This is a genomic window from Arcicella sp. GW821-FHT09D11 (genome assembly GCF_059416265.1).
Window position 1 is genome coordinate 692,536 of sequence record NZ_JBWKOV010000001.1, and the last position, 22,030, is coordinate 714,565.

General features: G+C 36.7%; 16 protein-coding genes. 6 read left to right on the plus strand and 10 right to left on the minus strand.

The genetic code is table 11. The features are described from left to right. The first annotated feature begins 14 nt into the window (after nt 1-14). Nucleotides 15-875: a peptide chain release factor N(5)-glutamine methyltransferase gene (gene prmC, locus AC07N0_RS02865; protein WP_494588043.1), complete on the plus strand. Its 861-nt coding sequence runs from the start codon at nt 15-17 to the stop codon at nt 873-875. A gap of 75 nt (nt 876-950) precedes the next feature. Here prmC and AC07N0_RS02870 read toward each other — a convergent pair whose 3' ends face one another. From AC07N0_RS02870 to AC07N0_RS02880, 3 genes are all read right to left on the minus strand, one after another. Then, nucleotides 951-1,793 (minus strand): endonuclease/exonuclease/phosphatase family protein, encoded by an 843-nt coding sequence (locus AC07N0_RS02870; RefSeq protein WP_494588044.1) that lies wholly within the window; start codon nt 1,791-1,793, stop codon nt 951-953. Nucleotides 1,794-2,049: 256 nt separating this feature from the next. Next, entirely contained in the window at nt 2,050-2,253 is a 204-nt protein-coding gene (locus AC07N0_RS02875; RefSeq protein ID WP_309915465.1) for a cysteine-rich CWC family protein, read from the minus strand. A gap of 57 nt (nt 2,254-2,310) precedes the next feature. Beyond that, nucleotides 2,311-4,146 (minus strand): ABC transporter ATP-binding protein, encoded by a 1,836-nt coding sequence (locus AC07N0_RS02880; protein WP_494588045.1) that lies wholly within the window; start codon nt 4,144-4,146, stop codon nt 2,311-2,313. Nucleotides 4,147-4,674: 528 nt separating this feature from the next. Here AC07N0_RS02880 and AC07N0_RS02885 point away from each other — a divergent pair. The 3 genes from AC07N0_RS02885 to AC07N0_RS02895 are packed head-to-tail and all read left to right on the plus strand — an operon-like array spanning nt 4,675 to nt 7,557. Further along, nucleotides 4,675-5,859, plus strand: coding sequence for a glycosyltransferase family 87 protein (locus AC07N0_RS02885; RefSeq protein ID WP_494588046.1), 1,185 nt, complete (start codon nt 4,675-4,677; stop codon nt 5,857-5,859). Next, nucleotides 5,841-6,800 (plus strand): glycosyltransferase family 2 protein, encoded by a 960-nt coding sequence (locus AC07N0_RS02890; RefSeq protein WP_494588047.1) that lies wholly within the window; start codon nt 5,841-5,843, stop codon nt 6,798-6,800. Before AC07N0_RS02885 ends, AC07N0_RS02890 begins: the two co-directional genes overlap by 19 nt. Further along, nucleotides 6,775-7,557 carry a polysaccharide deacetylase family protein gene (locus tag AC07N0_RS02895; RefSeq protein ID WP_494588048.1) on the plus strand — a complete coding sequence of 261 codons (783 nt, stop codon included), beginning with the start codon at nt 6,775-6,777 and terminating at the stop codon, nt 7,555-7,557. Before AC07N0_RS02890 ends, AC07N0_RS02895 begins: the two co-directional genes overlap by 26 nt. Here the strand turns inward: AC07N0_RS02895 and AC07N0_RS02900 are convergent. The 4 genes from AC07N0_RS02900 to AC07N0_RS02915 form a co-directional block, all read right to left on the minus strand. Further along, nucleotides 7,529-8,272: a glycosyltransferase family 2 protein gene (locus AC07N0_RS02900; RefSeq protein WP_494588049.1), complete on the minus strand. Its 744-nt coding sequence runs from the start codon at nt 8,270-8,272 to the stop codon at nt 7,529-7,531. The genes AC07N0_RS02895 and AC07N0_RS02900 overlap by 29 nt on opposite strands. 16 nt (nt 8,273-8,288) lie before the next feature. Then, nucleotides 8,289-8,777 (minus strand): NADH-quinone oxidoreductase subunit C, encoded by a 489-nt coding sequence (locus AC07N0_RS02905; protein ID WP_494588050.1) that lies wholly within the window; start codon nt 8,775-8,777, stop codon nt 8,289-8,291. Between the two features lie 5 nt (nt 8,778-8,782). After that, nucleotides 8,783-9,337 (minus strand): NADH-quinone oxidoreductase subunit NuoB, encoded by a 555-nt coding sequence (nuoB, locus tag AC07N0_RS02910; protein WP_309915445.1) that lies wholly within the window; start codon nt 9,335-9,337, stop codon nt 8,783-8,785. 87 nt (nt 9,338-9,424) lie between these two features. Continuing rightward, entirely contained in the window at nt 9,425-11,719 is a 2,295-nt protein-coding gene (locus AC07N0_RS02915; protein WP_494588051.1) for a T9SS type B sorting domain-containing protein, read from the minus strand. 383 nt (nt 11,720-12,102) lie between these two features. Here AC07N0_RS02915 and recG point away from each other — a divergent pair, with 383 nt between their 5' ends. Further along, entirely contained in the window at nt 12,103-14,199 is a 2,097-nt protein-coding gene (gene recG / locus AC07N0_RS02920) for an ATP-dependent DNA helicase RecG (RefSeq protein ID WP_494588052.1), read from the plus strand. A 70-nt stretch (nt 14,200-14,269) separates the two neighbouring features. Here recG and AC07N0_RS02925 read toward each other — a convergent pair whose 3' ends face one another. Both AC07N0_RS02925 and AC07N0_RS02930 read right to left on the minus strand, forming a co-directional pair. Then, complete coding sequence (locus AC07N0_RS02925) at nt 14,270-16,162, minus strand: amidophosphoribosyltransferase (protein ID WP_494588053.1); 1,893 nt, start codon at nt 16,160-16,162, stop codon at nt 14,270-14,272. Nucleotides 16,163-16,634: 472 nt separating this feature from the next. After that, complete coding sequence (locus tag AC07N0_RS02930) at nt 16,635-18,278, minus strand: carboxylesterase/lipase family protein (protein WP_494588054.1); 1,644 nt, start codon at nt 18,276-18,278, stop codon at nt 16,635-16,637. Nucleotides 18,279-18,381: 103 nt separating this feature from the next. Here AC07N0_RS02930 and AC07N0_RS02935 point away from each other — a divergent pair, with 103 nt between their 5' ends. After that, the gene (locus tag AC07N0_RS02935; RefSeq protein ID WP_492800747.1) at nt 18,382-19,116 is read left to right on the plus strand and encodes an NUDIX hydrolase; all 735 of its coding nucleotides are present in this window, start codon (nt 18,382-18,384) and stop codon (nt 19,114-19,116) included. A 52-nt stretch (nt 19,117-19,168) separates the two neighbouring features. Here AC07N0_RS02935 and AC07N0_RS02940 read toward each other — a convergent pair whose 3' ends face one another. Next, the gene (locus AC07N0_RS02940; protein ID WP_494588055.1) at nt 19,169-21,547 is read right to left on the minus strand and encodes an alpha/beta hydrolase family protein; all 2,379 of its coding nucleotides are present in this window, start codon (nt 21,545-21,547) and stop codon (nt 19,169-19,171) included. Nucleotides 21,548-22,030 lie beyond the last annotated feature (483 nt).

The following is a 22,030-nucleotide window of genomic DNA, read 5'->3' on the forward strand; positions in this document are numbered from 1 at the left end:
TTATTAATCATTTTATGTCTGCAAAAACCCTTTTTCAACAATTAGTATCCGAAATTAGTGCTGTTTATGATGAAAACGAAGCAAAAAGCATCGTTTATTTGGTATTAGAACACTTTCAAGGTATTTCTAAAACAGATATTTTATTGGATAATCCACTAAAAGAGGTTTTTGATTATCAAGAGATTATCACCCGACTCAACAATCATGAACCTGTTCAGTACATTATTGGCGAAACGGAGTTTTATGGAAGAACATTCAAAGTAAGTCCTGCTACTTTAATTCCCAGACCAGAAACAGAAGAATTAGTTGAACTAACATTAAATACTTTTCAGGATTTAGCAAAGAATAATTTGATTGTATCGAATCCGGAAGTATTAGATATTGGCACAGGTACGGGTTGTATTGCTATTTCTGTGGGAGGCGGTATTGATAATGCCTCAATCACCGCTTATGATGTATCTATTGAAGCCCTGAAAATTGCTCGTCAGAACGCAATAAATAATAAAGTAAAAGTAAATTTTGAAGAAGTAAACTTTTTAGATGAATCAAAGCATGATTCACTGCCTGCATTTGATATTATTCTTTCTAACCCTCCTTATGTTACTAATTTTGAAAAGCAGGAGATGGAGAAAAACGTATTAGCTCATGAGCCACATCTCGCCCTTTTTGTAGAAGACGACAATCCATTGATTTTCTATAAGGCTATTGCCAAATTTGCAAAAAAACATTTATCGATAAATGGATTTTGTATCGTAGAAATTAACCAATCATTTGGTTTAGAAACAGCAGCTTTATTCTGGGACGAAAGTTTTAGCAGTGTTGAAGTAGTGAAAGATTTTTTTGGAAGAGATAGAATGGTGAAGGCGTTGTTATAGCTATCAGCTTTCGGTCATCAGCTATCGGCGTTTTAGCTGATGACCGAAAGCCGATGACCGAAAGCCGATAGCCTACTAAAATGCAAGCTGTGCAAATACAGCATGATGGTCTGATGCAAAACGACCATTCCATGTATTACTTAATGTACCGTGCTTCAATACTTTTATTTTATCAGTATTCAGAAAAATATAGTCTATCAATTTCCCTTCTATTTCTTTAGCCTGAAATCCATTAAAAGTACTTATTGGCCCAAAATGTGGTGTTAAAGTAACTTTCTCCGTATCAATTAATCCTGCATTGATGATAACGGTTGGCTCTTCTGTAGGAGTGCTGTTGAAATCTCCAGTTAAAATAACAGGAATTTTAGCATCAACTGCTTTGATTTTAGCAACCAGCATTTTAGCACTTTCACGACGAGCTACCTGACCGATATGGTCGAAGTGAGTATTGAAGAAATAGAATACTTTCTTGGTTTTATTGTCTCTGAATTTGGCATAAGTAACAATACGGTTCAACGCTGCATCCCAACTTTTGCTTGGTACATCAGGCGTTTGGCTCAGCCAAAAAGTATTGCTTTCCAATATTGTAAACTTATCTTTTCTGTAAAAGATGGGCGAAAACTCTCCTCCTTCTTTAGCATCATCACGCCCAACGCCTACATAGGCATAATTAGGAAGTAATTTGGTTAAATCTCTAATTTGTCCAACTAATACCTCTTGCATTCCACAAATATCTGCTTCGTAAAAATCTAACATACTGCTAAGATTTTCCTTGCGCTTAGCCCATTGGTTTTCTCCATCCTGCACAGTTTCCATGCGGATATTGAAAGTCATTACATTCAATTTTTGTTGTGAATAACTGCTCATAAAAGTACTTATGAAAAGTATTAATAGCAGAGAATAGAAAGAAGTTTTCATTTGCTGACTGTTTGAGATTTTTCAGCAAAGCTATTCATTTTCAATGTCAGACCTGACCTGATGTAGATAAAATTTGTGTAAAGGAATTTTTGAAGGGAGACTTTAGGATTGTTAGACTTTAGGACTTGAAGATGTAAGACGAAAGATATTAGACGCTAGACTTAAGACCTAAGATACTAGACAATAGATTTAAGACATAAGATATGCTTGTCTAAAATCACCCGAAAGCTGAAAGCCGACTTCCGAAAGCCTACGACTACGACACTTCTGCTTTCAGTTCCTCTAAACATTCATTACACAAGCACGCACCGTCAAATTCCCACTGACTGATGTCTGAAATGTGTTCTATTTGAGTTTTGCTCAGGTTGATTTTCATGCAGTCGCACTGTAAGATATTATTTACCTTACAGATAAAAACTTTCCCACATCTCGGGCAACCTTCTTGAGCGTGCTTTTCCATGATAAATTATTTAAGAACCCTAACCTTGCAGGTTTACGACGTTTAGCTAATAGCTATCTACGTTTCCTGCATACTGTTTAACTTCTTATAAAATCCATTTTCGTTTTCTAAAAGTTCACTATGGGTTCCTCTTTCTACAATCTTTCCATGATTAATAACCAAAATTTCATCTGCATGTTGAATCGTGCTAAGCCTGTGTGCAATTACTAGCGTAGTACGATTTTTCATTAAATGCGTTAAAGCTTCCTGCACCAATTTCTCCGATTCTGTATCTAAAGCAGAAGTAGCTTCATCAAGAATCAAAATCGGTGGGTTTTTCAACACTGCTCTGGCAATGCTTAATCGCTGACGCTGTCCGCCCGAAAGCCTTCCTCCACGGTCGCCAATAAAGGTTTCATAGCCATCAGCCAACTGGGTAATATATTGATGTGCATTGGCAATCTTAGCGGCTTCTTCTATTTGTGCATGACTAGCCACCGAACCAAAAGTAATATTATTGGCTACGCTATCATTGAACAAAATAGATTCTTGGGTAACAATACCGATTTGCTTGCTTAAAGATGCTAATTTAATATGTTTTAGGTCTATGCCATCCATCAAAATCTGTCCTTCCGTGGGGTCATAAAATCTTGGAACTAAGTCTGCAAGGGTTGATTTCCCTCCGCCTGACGTACCGACCAAGGCAACAGTTTTCCCTTTCTGAATTTTGAACGAAATATTATCCAATACTTTTCTTCCAGTTTGGTATTCAAAGCTTACATTTTTGAATTCAATCTCTTCTTTAAACTCAGGGATATTAATGGCATCTTTGCCATCTTGAATAGCAGGTACGGTATCAATCAATTTCAAGATTCTTTCTGCCGAAGCTATTCCCCTTTGTATTCCACTAAAGGCATCTGCAATTACTTTGGCTGGACGCATTACTTGTGAAAACAAAATGATAAAAGAAATAAACGTTGAAGCACTTAGACTTTCGTCGTTATTAATGACTAAGGTGCCTCCGTATAATAAAATACCAGCAATAACGGTTACTCCCAAAGCTTCGGAAACGGGGGATGTCATTTCCTGACGATATACCATGCGTAATACAGCAGCTTTATAGCCATAATTCTCTGCTTTGAAACGTTCGGCTACTACCTTTTCAGCATTAAATCCTTTTACGATTCTCATTCCTCCGAATACTTCGTCGAGGGTACCAATCATAGCACTTTGGCGTTCTTGTACATCACGAGCAGCACGTCGTAATCTTCTACTGATAGTAGCAATTACACCCCCTGATATAGGTAAAATCAACAATGAGAACAAGGTTAGTTTTACCGACATATTAAACAAGAAAACAAAGTACATAATCAAGGTAAAAACCTCTTTGAAACTCGCCGTAAAAGCTCTACCGACTGAATTTTCAACCTCTTGTACATCCGTAGTAAGATGAGCCATCAAATTGCCTTTTCGTTCATTGTTAAAAAACCCGAAATGTAGGTTAAGGGTTTTCTCAAAAATGGCTTGACGCAACGAAGCAATGGTTTGTGCCTCTACTGTTTTGAGGATTCTTTGAGAAAAATATCGAAAGATATTTGAGCATACAACCGATACTACAATAGCGATACAGGCAAACTTTAATGCCCCCATTCTACCATACAAATCAATGATTTGGTAGAAGTAATAATTAAAGATTTCTTTGAAGTAATCTGATTCAAGCGAGAACTCAGGTTTTTTGCTAAACTTCGCTAAATCAGTAGTTTGCACTTTATCAAACAGAACATCAAGCAAAGGAATCAATAAGGTAAAGTTTAAAATGCCGAATAAACTCGCCAGTAACGAAAATAAAAAATATGGAAATGCAAACACCCTTAGAGACTCTGCATATTGAAGAATACGAAAGTAAGTTTTCAATGAAAATTGTTTCAGATTTGAAAGTAAAAGCAAAAATAACCGCTACAAATTTAATAAAATGTATTGACTATTTCTGCTTTGATAAATATCTGCAATATAGTACTTGAATGATTAGGCAAAAAACACTAAATTGTGAAAGATAAATATTAATTTTGTTTAGAAACTTCCACTAAGGTTTCGAAACCTCTTTTGAATATATACTAATTGCTTTTATGATTAAATCCTTAAAACTATCAAAGCCTTTTTCTGTCATTGGAATAAGGTTTTCTCAAGTAGAATCTGTTCTCAACATATTCTGCTCTTTCTGGCAAAAGGTTTTCTTGCTCCCTGTGTATCAGCGCAATTCTTCTCAGAATTTGTCTTATCATTTTTGTTATGCCCAGTCCAACCTTATTGAATCAATTAACGTCAATAATAGAGCACTTTGTTCTCGCTATTTTTAGCAAATTTTATGTTTGTTAAATAATAGCACGATTATTGAATATAGTAAGGTAAAACTAATTGCTCAAAGGAAACACATACAATAGAATGACATTTTCTGTTCTGAAAGACAAAAGAAAACTACTTCCAATTTTGTGGTTTTTACTGCCTGTTGTTGCTGGCTTTATGAAATGGCGACTTCATTCAATAAATAATTACAATATTTTTAAAGGGGTATTTACTCACCTGATACACTCTTATAATTTATACGAACTATACCCACAGGAATATTTTGATTCTAATCATTATGGCCCGTTGTTTAGTTTGATTATTATGCCTTTTACATTCATTCCTGATGTAATCGGTATTCCGCTGTGGGTAGCATTTCATGCATTTGTACTTTACAAAGCTTTTGCTTTGTTACCTATAAAACCAGCCTATCAATGGATATTATTAGCTATTTGTATTGTCGATTTAAACACTTCATCTCATAATTTACAAGTAAACCCAAGCGTGGTGGCTTTGATAATACTTTCATGGTATTATGTAAAGAAAGACCAAGTAATATGGGCAACTCTTTTTGTAATGATTGGCGTCTTTGTGAAGTTGTATGGTATCGTAGGGCTGGCCTTCTGGGTATTTTCAGATAGCAAGCTAAAATACATTGGCTATGCTATTATGTGGGCGATTATCCTTTTTGTTTTACCGATGGCTATTAGTTCACCTGAATTTGTAATACAATCGTATTACGATTGGTTCAACAGCTTGGTTCATAAAAATATTGAAAATCAGGGCGTTGCAAATGGTGTTGGTACGAGTATGCAAGATGTTTCGCTGATGGGACTAGTAAGAAGAGTAGGCGGTTTTCCGAACCTCTCTAATCTGTTCTTTCTTATCCCTGGTTTTATTTTACAAGTACTTCCTCTATTAAGATTTAAACAATATAAAAACTTACTCTTTCAATTAAGATACCTTGCTTCCTTATCCATTTTTGTAGTCATTTTTTCATCATCATCCGAATCCCCAACTTTTATTATTGCGGTGGCTGGTGTGGCAATCTGGTTTATTACACAGGCACACCCTGTAGAACGATGGGTTTGGATTTTACTTTTTACAGTTGTTGCCTTCACTTCGCTTTCAGCAACGGATATTCTGCCAGCTTGGTTGCGAATGAAGTTTATCGTTTACTCAATTAAGGCCTTTCCATGTTGCTTGGTTTGGTTTGCGTGTATTTATCAACTTCTTTTAAGTGAAACCTCAGAAATTAAATCATTATGGATCAGTCAAGAATAAACATTTGTATCCTGTCGGCGGCATACAATGAGGGTGAAAACCTGTTAGTTTTTTATCATGCCGTCAAAAAAGTAATCGATAAATTACCTTATACGTTCGAGTTTTGTTTTGTAAATGATGGCAGTAAAGATGATACGCTATCAGTGATTAGAGCCCTAGCAAAAAAAGACGAATCAGTAAAATATATTTCTTTTTCAAGAAATTTCGGGCAACAGATAGCCTTAAAGGCTGGTATTGATACCATCAATGCTGATGCTATTATTATGATGGATAGCGACTTACAGCATCCGCCAGAAATGATTCCAGATTTGATTGATATCTGGCTTTCTAAAAATGTAAACATGGTCAATACCCTTCGTGAAGAAGACCAAGATTTATCATGGTTCAAAAGACAGTCGAGCAAGAGTTTTTATAAAGTACTGAATAAAGTAAGTGACCTAGAGCTAGAACCAGGTCAAGCTGATTTCCGTTTGATTGATAGACAAGTAACTGAAACTTTGAAAAACACCAAAGAACAAGATGTGTTTTTAAGAGGAATGATTCAGTGGATTGGCTTTGACCAAGCGACTATTAAATACAAAGCCAACAAACGTTTTGCTGGAGAAAGTAAATATACTTTTTCAAAAATGTTGCGTTTAGCATTGGCTGGCATTACATCATTCAGTATTAAGCCATTATATACGGCTATTTACATGGGTTTCTTTATTGCCTTTTTATCATTTTTGTACTTACCTTATGTAATGTATAGCCTTGCTATTGGCAAAGCCGTTGATGGTTGGGCTTCGCTATTGGTAACAGTAGCATTTTTTGGAGGATTAAATTTAATCGTATTAGGGGTTTTAGGAATTTATATTGGCAAGATTTTAATCCAAAATAAAGAAAGACCTTTGTACATTGTTCAAGAACAGAATATTCATGAAAATAGCCTTGTTGAGTTTTGATGTAGAAGAATTTGATATGCCTTTTGAATATGGTGGGGTTCCGCCTATGGAAGAGCAAATCGCCACTTCTAATCAAGGTTTACAATCCATTGTTTCAGTATTAGATAAATATCAAGCTACGGCTACCTTTTATTGTACGGGAGTATATGCTTTGGCAAAAACAGCACAGATTAAGGAATTAAGCAAAAAGCATGAGATTGCTTCGCATAATCATTATCATTCTAGCCATAAAAAAGAAGATTTAAGTACGTCAAAAGCTATTCTGGAAAATATTACCCAACAAGCAATTGTTGGGTTTAGAATGCCTAGAATGGCGCCTGTTTCGGATACAGATTTGTTGGATGCGGGTTATTTATACAATGCATCCATCAATCCAACTTATTTGCCAGGGCGATACGATTATCGTCATATTTCTCGTACATTTTTCACGCAGAATAACCTGATTCATTTTCCTGCTTCGGTTTCGCCTGCTTGGCGAGTACCTTTGTTTTGGATAGCCTTTCATAACTTTCCGTTGTCGTACTTTTTCTCTTTATGTAAAAAAGTAGTAGAAGCCGACGGCTACTTGCATTTGTATTTTCACCCGTGGGAATTTACAGACTATACTGATTTACCAAACGGGGCTAAATATCCTTTCTATTTACATAGAAATAACGGCAAAAAAATGTTGGAGCGATTCGATAAGCTGATGGCTTTTTTACAAAAAGAAGGCTTTGAGTTTAAAACCACTAAAGAGTTTTTGCTTCCTTCAGTTTAGCATATTTAACCACGGGATTCATGGCAGCAAGCAAAGCCCACATAAAACCCGCATAACCGTCTAAACAAGACCCTTTCAGTAGGTAAATCTTTAAGAAAGTAATAGGAAAGCGAGTAACGATGGTGGCTACGGAGGCTTTTTTGCCACGTTCTGCCAGCGTTTTTGCCCCTAGTGAAGTATATTTATTGAATTTATTGAAATAGTCTGTCAAATCTCGGTAGCTATCGTGTAGGATATGATTTTTCAGTACGCCTACTTTCCCTTGAATCTCTACACTTTCGTGTACGTGTTCAGTATTCCAATTACCAAAATTTCGGTTGAAAAGTCTGAGTGTAAGCCTTTTATATTCTCCGCTAAAACGCAAGAGCTTCCCCAGAAAAATCAACGAACGAGGAATTTTATAGGCTTGATACTCTGTCTCCTCTAGCGAAAGATTTTGTATTTCTTGTTGCAGAGCAGTACTTAGCTCTTCGTCATCATCCAGAGAAAGTATCCAATCGTTACTAGCTTGTAGGGTAGCAAAGTTCTTTTGAACACCATAGTTATCAAACTTTCTGTAGATAACTTTTGCATTAAATCGCTCGGCTATTTTAAGCGTTTTATCACCACTGCCCGAATCGACTATCACGATTTCATCTGCCCAAGCTACCGTTTCCAATACTTTAGCCAATGTTTTTTCGGAATTAAAAGTAATCAGTACAACGCTTATTTTCATTGGATAGGAGGAGGAATCAATATTTTACTTGGATACCATGATAGTATTCTTGAGCCTGATAATCTTTTCGAAGGGGATGTCCATCCCAATCTTCTGGCAATAAAATCCTTCTTAAATCTGGATGACCTGTGAATTCAATTCCCATTAAATCAAAGGTTTCTCTTTCATGCCAATCGGCCGTTTTCCAGATATTACTGACAGAAGGCACTTGTGGCAAAGGCTCTCCTTTTTCATTTCTCGCAAAAACCACCTTTAACATCAGTTTATGCTCGTAAGGAATTGAATACAGATTATAGATTACCTCCATCGTTGCTTTTTCAACGCCATTATCCAACCCTGTCAGGCAAGATAGCATATCAAAGTAGCAATCTTCATGCTCAAGCATTAATTGACAAACCTCTGCAATGCTTTCTGTAGGCACAGTAATACATTGGTGGTCAGCTTGGAGAATGATTCCTTCTCCAAATTTCTCTATCAGAATATCTTTAAAGTTTTCTATTTTCATCTTGCTTAGGCATTAATGGCAAATGCTGGTTTTTGGTTTCTGGCTTCTTCCTCTTCCATGTCTAATAGTGCTTTGGGCGCTACTAAACTTTCGCTTCTAATTTTTTCTTGCAGTTTCAAAAAACCACCAATCAAGGCCTCAGGGCGAGGCGGACAACCCGGTACATATACATCTACAGGAATGATTCTATCCACACCTTTCACTACATGATAGCCGTGTTCCCAATAGGGGCCTCCACAATTTGAACAACTCCCCATCGAAATTACGTAACGAGGTTCAGGCATTTGTTCATAAAGACGACGGATACGGTCGGCCATTTTGAAAGTAACTGTTCCTGCTACAATCATTACATCTGACTGGCGAGGGGAAGGTCTCGGAAAAACACCAAAGCGGTCTAAATCATAGCCAGAGGCCATTGTCTGCATCATTTCAATAGCACAGCAAGCCAAACCAAAGCCCATAGGCCAAAGCGAACTTAAGCGTGCCCAGTTGATAAGGTCATCTACTTTGGTAATAACAACACCACCTTCATTGAACTGTTGATCGAGTAATCCTTGCATAATGATTTAGATTTGTAGGGCTAAAAATGTTGTCCCCGACTGCAAATTTAATCTCATTCCTGCATTTTACTGCTCTCACCCTTAAAATTATCTGACAATGGTTAAATATCCTGTGATGGGACGGATGTCTGCATCGGCTTTTATCACGTAATAATAAGTGGCTGCTGGTAAACTAACATTATCTATTCTTCCATTAAATGGATTAGAGGAATAACTAAGGGTACTAAAAATTTCGTTGCCCCAGCGGTTATAAATTTTCACTTCTGCATTCGGATATTCTTCGATGCCCTCTAGTTCCCAAATATCGTTTACGTTGTCTTGATTAGGTGTAAAGCCCGACGGTACAATAATCTTGGCTTTTACTTTTACCAAAATATTATCGCTGCTAGTGCAGGTACTAGCACGTGAGCTCACTTTTAACACATACTCAGTAGATACAGTAGGCGAAGCAACGGGCATGGGAACGCGACTGTTATTCAAACCACTTTCAGGCGACCACTCATAAATTAAGTTATTATCAAATCCTCCGCCCGTGATACTCTTCAACGTAATAGTATCTCCTTTAAAAATAACGATGTCATTCCCAAGCAATACCTTGGGAGGCAAGTCAACAAAAACGATTCTGGTCAGTTTAGATACACAGCCAAATTCATTTGTGTATTGATAGGTAATAGGCGATTGTCCATAAACTAATGGCGTATATGCCGTGCCACTGACATTCATACCTATAAATTTGGCTTTGGTAGCATCATAAGGATTTACATAATTGAGTAAATTAAGCTTGGTAGTAGTTGAGCCACAAAAAGGAAGGATGGTATCAAACTTGATGGGCGTTAAGGGATTTACAGTTAGTTTTACCGCATCTGACATTTTCTTACAGCCATTTTCGTCCGTCACTAATACTTTATAAACGCCAGAGGTTAAAACATTAAATTTATTATCTGTTGCATTTTGAATAGCAACATCATTCTGATACCAAGCGTATTGTAAATTATAGCCAGTATTGGCAGTAAGTGGGATAGAATCTTTCTGGCAAATTACTTGCTTTCCCGTAGCATTTGATAACATAGCATCTGGCAAAGCGAATATTGTTACACTAGCTTTAGGCTCGTATTCACAAACGCCCCCTATTTGGGTCATCCTACTAACATACTCTCCTGATAAATTAACATCAAGTATATGGCTATTATTGGTGATATTAGTGGTACTCCGCGACCATTGGTAGCTAAAATCACTCGGTGTAAAAGCACTTCCATTTTGTTTCTGAATCGTTAACTTAATTGGAATTTCATCAAAACAGGCTTTTTTGGCATCAGGATTAATTACATATTGTTCTCCAGCTACTTTGTTTACTATTGTTATTTCTGAGGTGGTAGACTCACTACAACCAGTATTATAACCAATTACTACCGTATATTTTCCAGGTTCATTGATTTTGATTCTATAATCTTTTTCATTGCTAAGATTAACATTGTCTTTTTGCCATTGATAGGTATATCTTGCATCTAATGCTGTCGCAATTTCTACAAATCCATAATCACAAAAATCTATTGAAGCAGTATGTGTTTTGACAGGCGATAAATCTTTGAAAATATCGGGCTTGGCAGGAGGGTCAAAACAGTCGATGACTTTAAACTGAAAATCTCTTCGGGATTGCCCAATTACAACACCATTTCTGATTTCTTCAACCAATACAGAATACACAAAAAGTCCTAGCTCAGTAGCTGTCACCGTAATTATTCCCTGATTATCAATCTTCATTCCTTGTGCATTGGCTGGAATAGCAGTATTGGCAGTATATCCGTTGTTCCAAGTAATTAAAGGGATGTTAGAAGCACCTCTAGGGTCAGGTATAGCATTGTTACCATTACTAAATCCACGATAGGGCGTTACAAAAGAATATCTTAATTGGTCACCGTCTGCATCGGTTGCCGAGTTATCAAATCTAAAGGGTTTGCCTTTACAAATATATTCACCATTAGGGGTTGAGAATTGTGGAGAAGAATTAACAAAATCACTCCCATTTTTTTTCAAGGATGGAAATTCTAAATAGAATAGCATACCTGTATTTTGGGGATTGTTAATATTATTGGCCGAATTTCTACAACACCTATCATAAACGATATAATAACCTTGGTCATCGGAATAATCGACTGGGTTTAGGTACACATTGTCAATATAAGTGATGTCGGTAATGTTCAGCCCTTGATTGGTAGCACAAGCGGCATTGCTGTAAATAAAAGGAATACCATTTAAATTATAAGAATACAGGATAAGTGATTGCATCAAGGCATTATCTCTTTTCCTGAAAATACCGACTTTCAATCCATTGTCTTCTTGTTGAGATGCTTTTCTGACTGCATTGTCGAAATAGAGATGCATAGTTAAGGTAAACCAACCGTGTATATTCCCTTTGACGAGGTCGAAATTACCCCCGAGAATATGATTGGCTCTGAGCTGAAAGCTATTTAAAAAGCAGAGAACGCAAAAAAATGTAACGTAAATTTTCTTCATAGTTTTTGGATTCGAGAGCGTCTTTGTATTCAAAAAGCGTAGAGGGGAAGTATTAATTAGTATATTCTCTTTAGAGATTCCGAGGGCTTAAAGTTAATATTTTGATATAAAAATCAGTATTTTCACATAATTGTTTATCATCTATCTAAAATATTGTATTTCCTGTGAACAAATAGAGGCAAATATATTCATGCAGAAATTCAATATAAGACTACTAACTTACTAATAACGTTGCGATTAAGAGCAAAATTATGCAAAACAATTTTTTCGATACCCGCATAGAGATTCTCAAAGGTGTAGGTGCTGCAAGAGCGCTACTACTCAATACCGAATTGCAAATTTTCACCTATGCCGACTTGATTCAATACTATCCTTTCAGGTATGAAGACCGTACTAAATTCCATACAATAGCCGACTTGTATGAAGGAATGGAGGTAGCACAAATAAAAGGAAGGCTACATTTTATGGAGAAAATTGGCGAAGGCCATAAGGCTCGTCTTACTGCCCAATTCTCTGATGGAACGGGTACGATGGAATTAACGTGGTTTCAAGGAGTAAGTTTTTTAGAGAAAAAGTTAAGACCTAATTCAGAATATGTTATTTATGGCAAACCAGCCTTCTTTCAAGGTCGCCCACAAATGCAACATCCCGAAATGGAATTGCTAAACCCAACCAATGAAAAAGGAGGATATTTTCAGCCAGTATATGGTTTAACCGAAAAGCTAAAGAAACGATATATAGATTCTAAAGTAATTGCGACGATGCAACGCAATTTATTAGACATCTCTTATGCACAAATTCGAGAAACATTACCTGAAAATATCAGACAAAAATTCCGTTTGATAGAAAAGAAAGATGCTGTTTATAATATTCATTTGCCGATGTCGGAAGCTTGGTTGCATCAAGCTAGACGCAGGTTGAAATTTGAAGAACTTTTCTATAATCAGCTCAGGCTTATCAAACAAAAGCTGAATAGAAGGACTGATTATAAAGGACAAGTTTTTAAGAGTACTGGTTTAGTAACAGAATTTTACAAAAATCATCTTCCTTTTGATTTAACCAATGCCCAGAAGCGTGTAATCAAAGAGATTTTTGAAGATATGAAATCGGGCAAACAAATGAACAGGCTTTTGCAAGGTGATGTAGGTTCTGGAAAAACCATTGTTGCTTTCATTTGTATGCTTTTGGCAATAAGCAATGGATGTCAGGCATGTATTATTGCCCCTACCGAAATTTTAGCAGACCAACATTATCAAGGCTTAAAAGATTTTGCAGATTCATTAGGCATTAAAATTGATAAACTGACGGGGTCGGTTCGTAAAAAAGCACGGGTTGGTATTCATGAAGGACTTTTGGATGGTTCGTTGAATATCTTAGTGGGAACACATGCCATTTTGGAAGATATTGTACAATTTCAAAATCTTGGTTTTGTAGTTATTGACGAACAACATCGTTTTGGTGTAGCACAAAGAGCCAAACTTTGGGAGAAAAACTCAGTTATTCACCCACATATTTTGGTCATGACGGCCACTCCTATTCCACGAACCTTGGCCATGACCCTGTATGGAGATTTGGATGTTTCTATCATTGATGAATTGCCTAAAGGTCGAAAGCCTATCAAAACTGTTCATCGTTATGATTCACACCGCCTAAATGTGTTTGGTTTTATGCGTGATGAAATCAAGAAAGGGCGACAAGTATATGTGGTGTATCCGCTGATTGAAGAATCTGAAAAACTAGATTATAAATACTTGGCTGATGGCTATGAAAGTATAGTACGAGCCTTTCCTGAATACCATATTAGCATAGTTCATGGAAAAATGAAGCCCGCAGATAAAGATTTTGAGATGCAACGCTTTATCAAAAAAGAAACGCAAATTATGGTAGCAACTACCGTGATTGAGGTTGGTGTAAATGTGCCAAATGCCTCTATCATGGTGATTGAAAGTGCCGAGCGTTTCGGATTATCACAGTTACACCAATTACGTGGACGAGTAGGACGTGGGGCAGAACAAAGTTATTGTATTTTGATGACGGATGTAAAGCTTTCTAAAGACACCCGTATCCGTTTAGAAACGATGGTAAGAACAACTGATGGTTTTGAAATTGCCGATGTAGATTTACAATTACGTGGTCCAGGTGATTTATCAGGTACGCAACAAAGTGGCGTAATAGATTTACTCATTGCTGATTTAGCTAAAGATGGCGAAATATTAAGAGTTGCCAGAGAATGCGCTACAGCCATCTTGGAAGAAGAGCATGACTTAGACCTACCCCAAAATGCGATGGTTAAAGAACAGATAGAACAGCAAAAAGCAAATGCTAGTAACTGGGCTAGGATTAGTTAATGATAAACAAAAACGACTTGCCAAATCATCTTCGTCAAGTCGTTTTTATTTATTTTATATCGATGCGCTACTAATAAGCTCTCATCTCAACACCCTTCATAAAGTTTACAAAAGCAGTATTTACTACTTTGTTACCTCCCGGTGTTGGATAATTACCTGTAAAGTACCAGTCTCCTGTATCATTCGGACAAGCTTTGTTTAAACTATCAACTGTTTGATAAACAATTGCTAATTCAGCTTTCAAGTCTTTTGGTTTTACTAACTCAGCAATTTTATCAGAAATCTCTTCCGTTGTAAACGGTTCATAAATAGCTTTTACAAAGTTCTCTTTATGAGCAGTTCCTAATTCTATTGCTGTTAAACAACGTCCTAGTGTATCTTCTAGCACATCATCCATATTTCTTTCAATCAGTAACTGATAAGCCGCACGGAAAGCTACAAATTCTTTCATACGTGACATATCTATGCCATAACAATCAGGATAACGAATTTGTGGCGCTGAAGAAACAATAACGATTTTCTTTGGTCCTAGCTTATCCAATAATCTTACGATAGAACGCTCTAAGGTAGTTCCACGCACGATTGAGTCATCAATTAATACTACATTATCAACGCCTTTCTTGATTACCTCAAAAGTAGTATCATATACATGAGCTACCATGTCGTTACGGTCGGCATCATTGGTAATAAATGTTCTTAGCTTAACATCCTTAGAAATCAATTTCTCGACTCTTGGACGGAAAGTAAGCAAATCTTCAAGGTCTTTTTCAAACAAAACACCTTCCATGATAGCCTTTTTACGTTCCTTAGCAAGATAGTCTTCCAATCCTTCAATCATTCCCAAAAAGGCCGTTTCGGCAGTATTAGGAATGTACGAGAATACCGTATTCTTAAGGTCGAAGCTTACCTCTTGGAGTACCTGAGGAATCACTAAACGTCCTAATTGCTTACGTTCTGCATAAATATCTGGATCTGAAGCTCTTGAGAAATAGATGCGTTCGAAACTACAAGATTTTCTTTCGATGGGCTCGATGAATTGTTTTTCAGAATAATCTCCTTTTTTATCGATGATTAAAGCGTGTCCTGGTTGCACCTCTTTAATATCTTCATAATTACAGTTGAAGCTTGTTTTAATGGCTTGCTTTTCAGAAGCTACTACTACTACTTCGTCGTCGGCATAATAAAATGCTGGTCTGATTCCTGCGGGGTCACGGGCTACAAAAGCTGCACCGTATCCAGTCATTCCACACATCGCATATCCACCATCAAAATCACGGCAAGAACGCTGTAATACTCGTTGTAAATCTATATTATCTTGGATAACATCCGATAATTCTGGATTGTTATACTCGCTTTTGAAATACTCGAATTGGCGTTGGTTTTCTTCGTCCAAAAAATGTCCGATTTTCTCCATTACCGTTACTGTATCTACCTTTTCTTTAGGGTGTTGCCCTAGTGAAACGAGTTTGTCGAACAACTCTTCAACATTTGTCATATTGAAGTTTCCAGCCATTACTAAGTTTCTGCTTCGCCAGTTACTTTGTCTGAGCATCGGATGACAGTTCTCTATTTCATTCTGTCCGTGTGTTCCATAACGAAGGTGTCCTAAAAATACTTCGCCAGAAAAAGCCACATTTTCTTGAATCCAATGAGCATCTTTAGCTTTGTCTTTGTTGTCCTTCAGAGCCTTTCGGAATTTCTTGTAAATCTTTCCAAAAATATCAGGTACTGCATTTTGTTCTACTGAACGATAGCGACTGATATAACGGTGACCTGGAGGAACATCAATCTTGATGTTAGCAACCCCTGCACCGTCTTGTCCTCGGTTTACCTGCTTTTCCATCATCAAATACAATTTATTCAGACCGTACAGCGGCGTGTTGTATTTGTTGATATAATACTGATAGTCTTTCCGAAGACGGATTAGCGCTATCCCGCACTCGTGTTTAATTGCGTCAGACATGACTTTGATTATATTTTTTTTGAATTATTAGAACCTATTTTTTTGAAAATAAAGTTCCCTAAACCAATGTATTTAATGTCAAATGGTTCTGGTAAGAATTCGCAATAAATCTCAGATTAAAAAAAAATTAAAGATGGGTTATTTTTCTGTAAGCAAAATTACAGATATAACTTTGAAAAAAGCAAATTTTAAGGATTCATTAACACTATTTTTTGCAATCATTTTTAAAATTGTAACTATTCTTAGATTTAGTTAAAATATTAGTGTTTATCTGTTAAGACTATAGGACTGCAGGATTTAGGACTAAAGGATGCTAGACTAAAGATACTAGAATTTAGGACACTAGATACTAGACTTTATACTATTACTAAAAAGGACTGTCTCAATATATAATATCTTCAAATTTTCTTGGATGGATATTACTTATTAAGACAGTCCTCTAAATTTTCACTATTTATTTCTTTTGATATTCTTATTTCTTCTGATACTCTTTGTCTAAAAATAAATAACGATTATCATTTGGCGTTTTAATAGCCTTCGATTGTACTTTAATAATCATCACATCTGGATTAGCCTCGTCTTTAGCCACTGGCCAATTTTCTAAACCTGCTCCGTTCGGATTTCCCGTTTTAATAAAGTTAGCAAAGTAATTTTGCATCGTTTGCGACACTTTATAATCGTCTTCGTTCCAATCATAAGTAGTATTGCCTGCTAAATTACCCATAGCATATTCAATCTCTGCTGAGTGAACAGCACCTTTTGGCTTTGGTGGTTTCGGTGCATTCTTATCTCTTTTTACTACTCCCCCAGCTAAGGCAGCCTCAAGGTCTTGCGCTTTCATGTCGGGTCTAGGATGTGCATAAAAATAGCGATATACTGGCTGTGTGCTATTTTTGCGGTGTTCGTCAAACCATTTCCAAGTAGAATAAGCAATAAAGCGGTCACCAGCCAATGCCGTTGCCGACTGTTCTGTTTCTTCGGCTGTACCTACAGGGTATAATTTCAACACTTCCTGTGCTTTATCTCCGTACAATTCTTTTACGGTATTGGTATACACTTCCGCCGTAGCTTCTTTTCCTTTTGTTAAAGCCTTATAATTCATTTCTTCCGAGTTCCAACCTAGTAATAATGGTACATTAGCATGTTCTTTACTAGCGTAAATCTCTGGTAATGTTTTTGGCAAAAAGTATCCATCAAGTGTTGATTTGAAATTCCATACCCCAAATTCCATCATTTTCTGATAAACCTCATAGGTTGTCATCGCACGCAATTCTTTCAACGTACTCACTCCTGCTTTTTGAGCAAAGTTAACGCCTATTTTTTCTCCTTCTTGTAAAGTAACAGCTGCTAATGTTGGAAAAACCAATCCGCCACTTTCGCCAATAGCACCCGCAATTAAATTTTTAGATAATGGCGAAACCACTTGCGCACTTACTGAAACTGAACCAGCAGACTCGCCTGCTATCGTAATTTTGTTAGGATCTCCGCCAAAATTAGCAATATTAGCTTTTACCCATTTCAGTGCTGCGTTTTGATCTAAATAGCCATAATTACCCGAAGCTTTATGAGAAGATTCTTTGGTAAGCTCAGGATGTGAGAAAAAACTAAAAATGCCCAATCTGTAATTTAAAGTAACCGTAACGATTCCTTTTTTTGACATACTTTCGCCATCATATCTTGGTTCAGAGCCATCCCCTGCGATAAAGCCTCCGCCATAGAAATATACTAACACTGGCAATTTTTCCTGACTACTTACTTTGGGTGTCCACACGTTTAAGTATAAACAATCTTCGCTCATGCCATTACTTCTAAAACCCATATCTCCAAAAATAGCAGGCTGAATGGCTTTAGGGCCAAATTGTTTGGTTTCCAAAACGCCCGTCCAGTTTTTGACAGGCTGAGGTTCTTTCCACCTTAAATCACCAACGGGTGGCTGGGCAAAAGGAATACCCTTGAAACTATGCGTATTCGTACGAACATCAAATTCGCCTTCCACAATGCCATTTACCGTTTTGGCTTGAATTGGCAATACATATCCGTTTTTGAGCGATTGAGCAGTAATGTTTAGATTCATTAATACACAGAGTAAGCATAACAGTCTGATGCTAAATTTCATTTTATTTGTTAGTTTTACGAAAGATTGAACTTATTGTCTCATTTTGTGACAATAATAAAATGATTTATAGAAAAATACAATTAAATCTTATTATTTTTTAAAAATGACAAAAAGGGCTATTCATAAAAAGTATGCAAACACCGCAAAAGAATCAGGCTTTTTGCCTCATATTGCCTACGATTCAGTCATTTTTGGTTTTGACGGAGAGACTTTGAAGATTCTTATTTTAGAGTATCACAATACGAAACTCTTTGCATTGCCCGGAGGATTTGTCAAAGAACATGAAAGCTTAAATGATGCTGTAAGAAGAGGTTTGCACGACAGAACGGGTTTAGAAAATATTTATCTCGAACAGTTTCATACTTTTGGTTCTTTAGAAAGATTTGTTCCAGCAACCATAGAACAGATAATGTTAAATAATGGACATTTAAACTCGGGCGAAGAGCATTGGCTTTTAGAGCGTTTCATTTCGGTGGGATATTATGCCTTAATCAATTTTAATGAAGTAAACCCACAACCAGATACATTATCTGATAGATGCGAGTGGTATCCCGTTAATGAATTGCCTCCTCTGATGTTAGACCACGATGAAATGGTACAGAAAGCCTTGGAGACGCTTCGAGACAACATCAATAAAAAATTGGTTGGGGCTAATTTATTACCCGAAAAGTTTACCATGAAACAATACCAGCAAGTTTATGAAGCTATTTTAGGAGAAAAGATTCGTAGAACTACTTTCCAACGACAAATATTGGGTTTGGATATTTTAAAAAGACACGAAAAGCAATTTTTAGGCAAAGCTCACAAAGCTCCTTTTCTGTATAGTTTTATTAAATAGCTTTCAAACACAAAGCCCATCGAAAAATCTTTCGATGGACTTTGCATTAGTACTAAACAACATTCATCTCTACCATTTTTACCTCCTTCACATAAGTAGTCAACCACGTATCCATTTCCCAAAGCATGTGTAAAATAGATTCTTTGGCTTGGTATCCGTGGCTTTCATAAGGCAATTGGACATAACGCACCGTTGCTCCTAATCCTTTCAAGGCATTATAATATCGTTCAGACTGCATCGGGAAAGTTCCCATATTATTATCTGCTTCGCCATGTATCAATAGCAAAGGGGTTTTCATTTTATCGGCATAATTAAATGGCGACATTTTGTGATAGGTTTCAGGGGTTTGCCAAATCGAACGTTCTTCTCCTTGAAAACCAAAGGGAGTCAATGTTCTATTATATGCTCCACTCCTAGCAATACCCGCCTTAAACAAATCACTGTGCGACAGCAAATTAGCGACCATAAAGGCCCCATAAGAATGCCCCATAACGCCCACTCTATTTGAATCTACTACGCCTAGACTAACCCCTTCATCAATGGCTGCTTTCGCCCCTGCTACTAATTGTTCCAGATAGGTATCATTGGGTTCCACATTTCCTTCACCTACAATCGGAATCGAAGCTCCTTCTAAAATAGCAAAGCCTTGGGTTACCCAAAAGATTGGCGACCCCCAATAAATAGAGGTAAATTCATAAGGAGAGCCTGAAATCTGCCCCGCATTACTTTTATCCTTAAATTCTAGGGGATAAGCCTCTAGCAAACAAGGCAAGGCTCCTTGTTCTTTTTGATAATCGGCTGGTAAATAAAGATTAGCCGTAAGCTCTACTCCGTCTGGTCGTTTGTATTTTAATACTTGTTTGGCTATTCCTTTTAATGCTGGATAAGGATGCGGGAAAAAAGTAAGCTGTGTGGTATTTTTATTAAGCAAATCTCTGACAAAATAATTGGGATTATCTTGCTTTGATTCTCGGACAGTCAGCACAATTTGTTTGTCATTATCCAAAATAGAAATGGGTCTTTCATAAAAGGGTGCTTCTGAACGCCACAGTCGATTTGTTTCCTTAGTAGTTAAGTTTAAAATATCAACAAAAGGTCTATCACCCTCCGCTGACGCTCCATCGCCCGTCATAAATACCATATTGTCCTTCTGTACATCCATCACCAATTTACCATACTGGTTTTTTTTCGTTGATGGATTACCCGGCTCATTGTATTTATCCTCAGAAGAACGGTCGAATAAAATTTGAACTGCTTGTTGTCCGCTTGGATCAATAATTTTTGTAATTACTCTTCTGGTTTTATGCCAATATTCCTCCATCAAAGCTAATGTTTCATTAGCCCAGATGATGCCTGCATAGCGATAATTCGTTTCAGCAATTGTATTATAATTTCCCGTAAAGGGTGCTGACAAGGCAAATACTTTATCTCGAATTGTTACTTCATTTTTAGGGTCACCATCATCTTGGGCTTCAACCCAATATATGGTAGCTGGTACGTCAGCTCGCCAGTTAAATCCACGAGGTTCTTTCTGAACGGCATCAAATAAAATCGGAACGTTTTCTATCAATGGGTTATCTACCAAAGTTTTTACCAATACCCCATCTATTCCAAAAATGTCTATTTTTTGAGGAAAACGATTGTGAGGAACAAGATAAGAAAAAGGTCGATGAATGGTTTTCACTAGAATATATTTCCCATTGGGTGAAGTAATGGCTGTACGAATAATACCTGCATCAATGATTGTTTCAGCCTCTTCTCCAAGGTTAATCTTCACGATAACAGATGTGGCATAAAACTCAAAAAGCTTTTCATCACTTTCATTTTTAAGCAAATCCTGATACGTTCTGCTCGGATTGGTCTTCCCTAAATTTTCAACAATCGTAGGCCCTGAAGGTATTGTTTTTTTCTGAGGAGGATTTCCACGATTTGGGTCAACAGTTTTGGCTATCAAAGATTTACCATCAGATAACCAGACGTACGGATGCCCAAAGACAGCATTCATTCCTAAATCTGTTACTTTGTTTGCAGTTGCTGTAGCAATATCAAGTACCCAAAGTTCTATCTTATCAGGTGTTGAATTACAAAAAGCTATCTTAGAATCATCTGGCGACCAGCTTGCATAGCTTAATAATGGTTTTTCAGGCAACCCTTTAATGATGACTTCGGCTGTACCTAGCACTTTCCTTAATTTGATACTCACAAAATAAGCTGTTCTGCTTGGTCCATTGTTGGCAGGATTAATTCTCAGGCCTGCTAGTTTAAGCTCAGGTTGGGCTAATTGTTCTATCGATGGCTGAGCCGAACGTTGAAGCAGCACCATCCATTCCCCTTTTGAATCAACACTTACACTTGGTGTTACGTTTGCAGTCACTAAATCTGCAATAACTTTTGGTGGCATTTTGTAGCCCTCATTTTCACAAATATCCATATCGTCACAAAGTGTTGAAAAGTGTAAAGTTTATTAAAAATAAATCGCTTATTAGTCACTAGGTTCGTCCATGAATGTACAAATAAAATTTTGTTTTCTTTATAAAGGCACACGATGCTTTATGGAGAGTGTTTTCATCAAAATTCCATGAATAAATAATATCAGTATCATTTCAGAAAAAAAAGGACATGACTGCATCCACAATAATTTGTAGTTATACGTCGTATGTTCATATTCGTCATTTTTTTGCACACTCTAAAACTATTATATATACGTAACAATGCTAAAAATCGATTCAGTTATATTAACATAGGATAACATATAAACATAGCTATTTAGTAAATATTATACCACACTAATTGAGCATTTTATTTTTTGAAAAGTGCAGTTTTTTGATGATTAACGATTGTTTTTACCTAAAATATTTGTTGAATAAATTATATTTTCCTTAATTTGCATATATCATTTTCTTTCCATTTATTA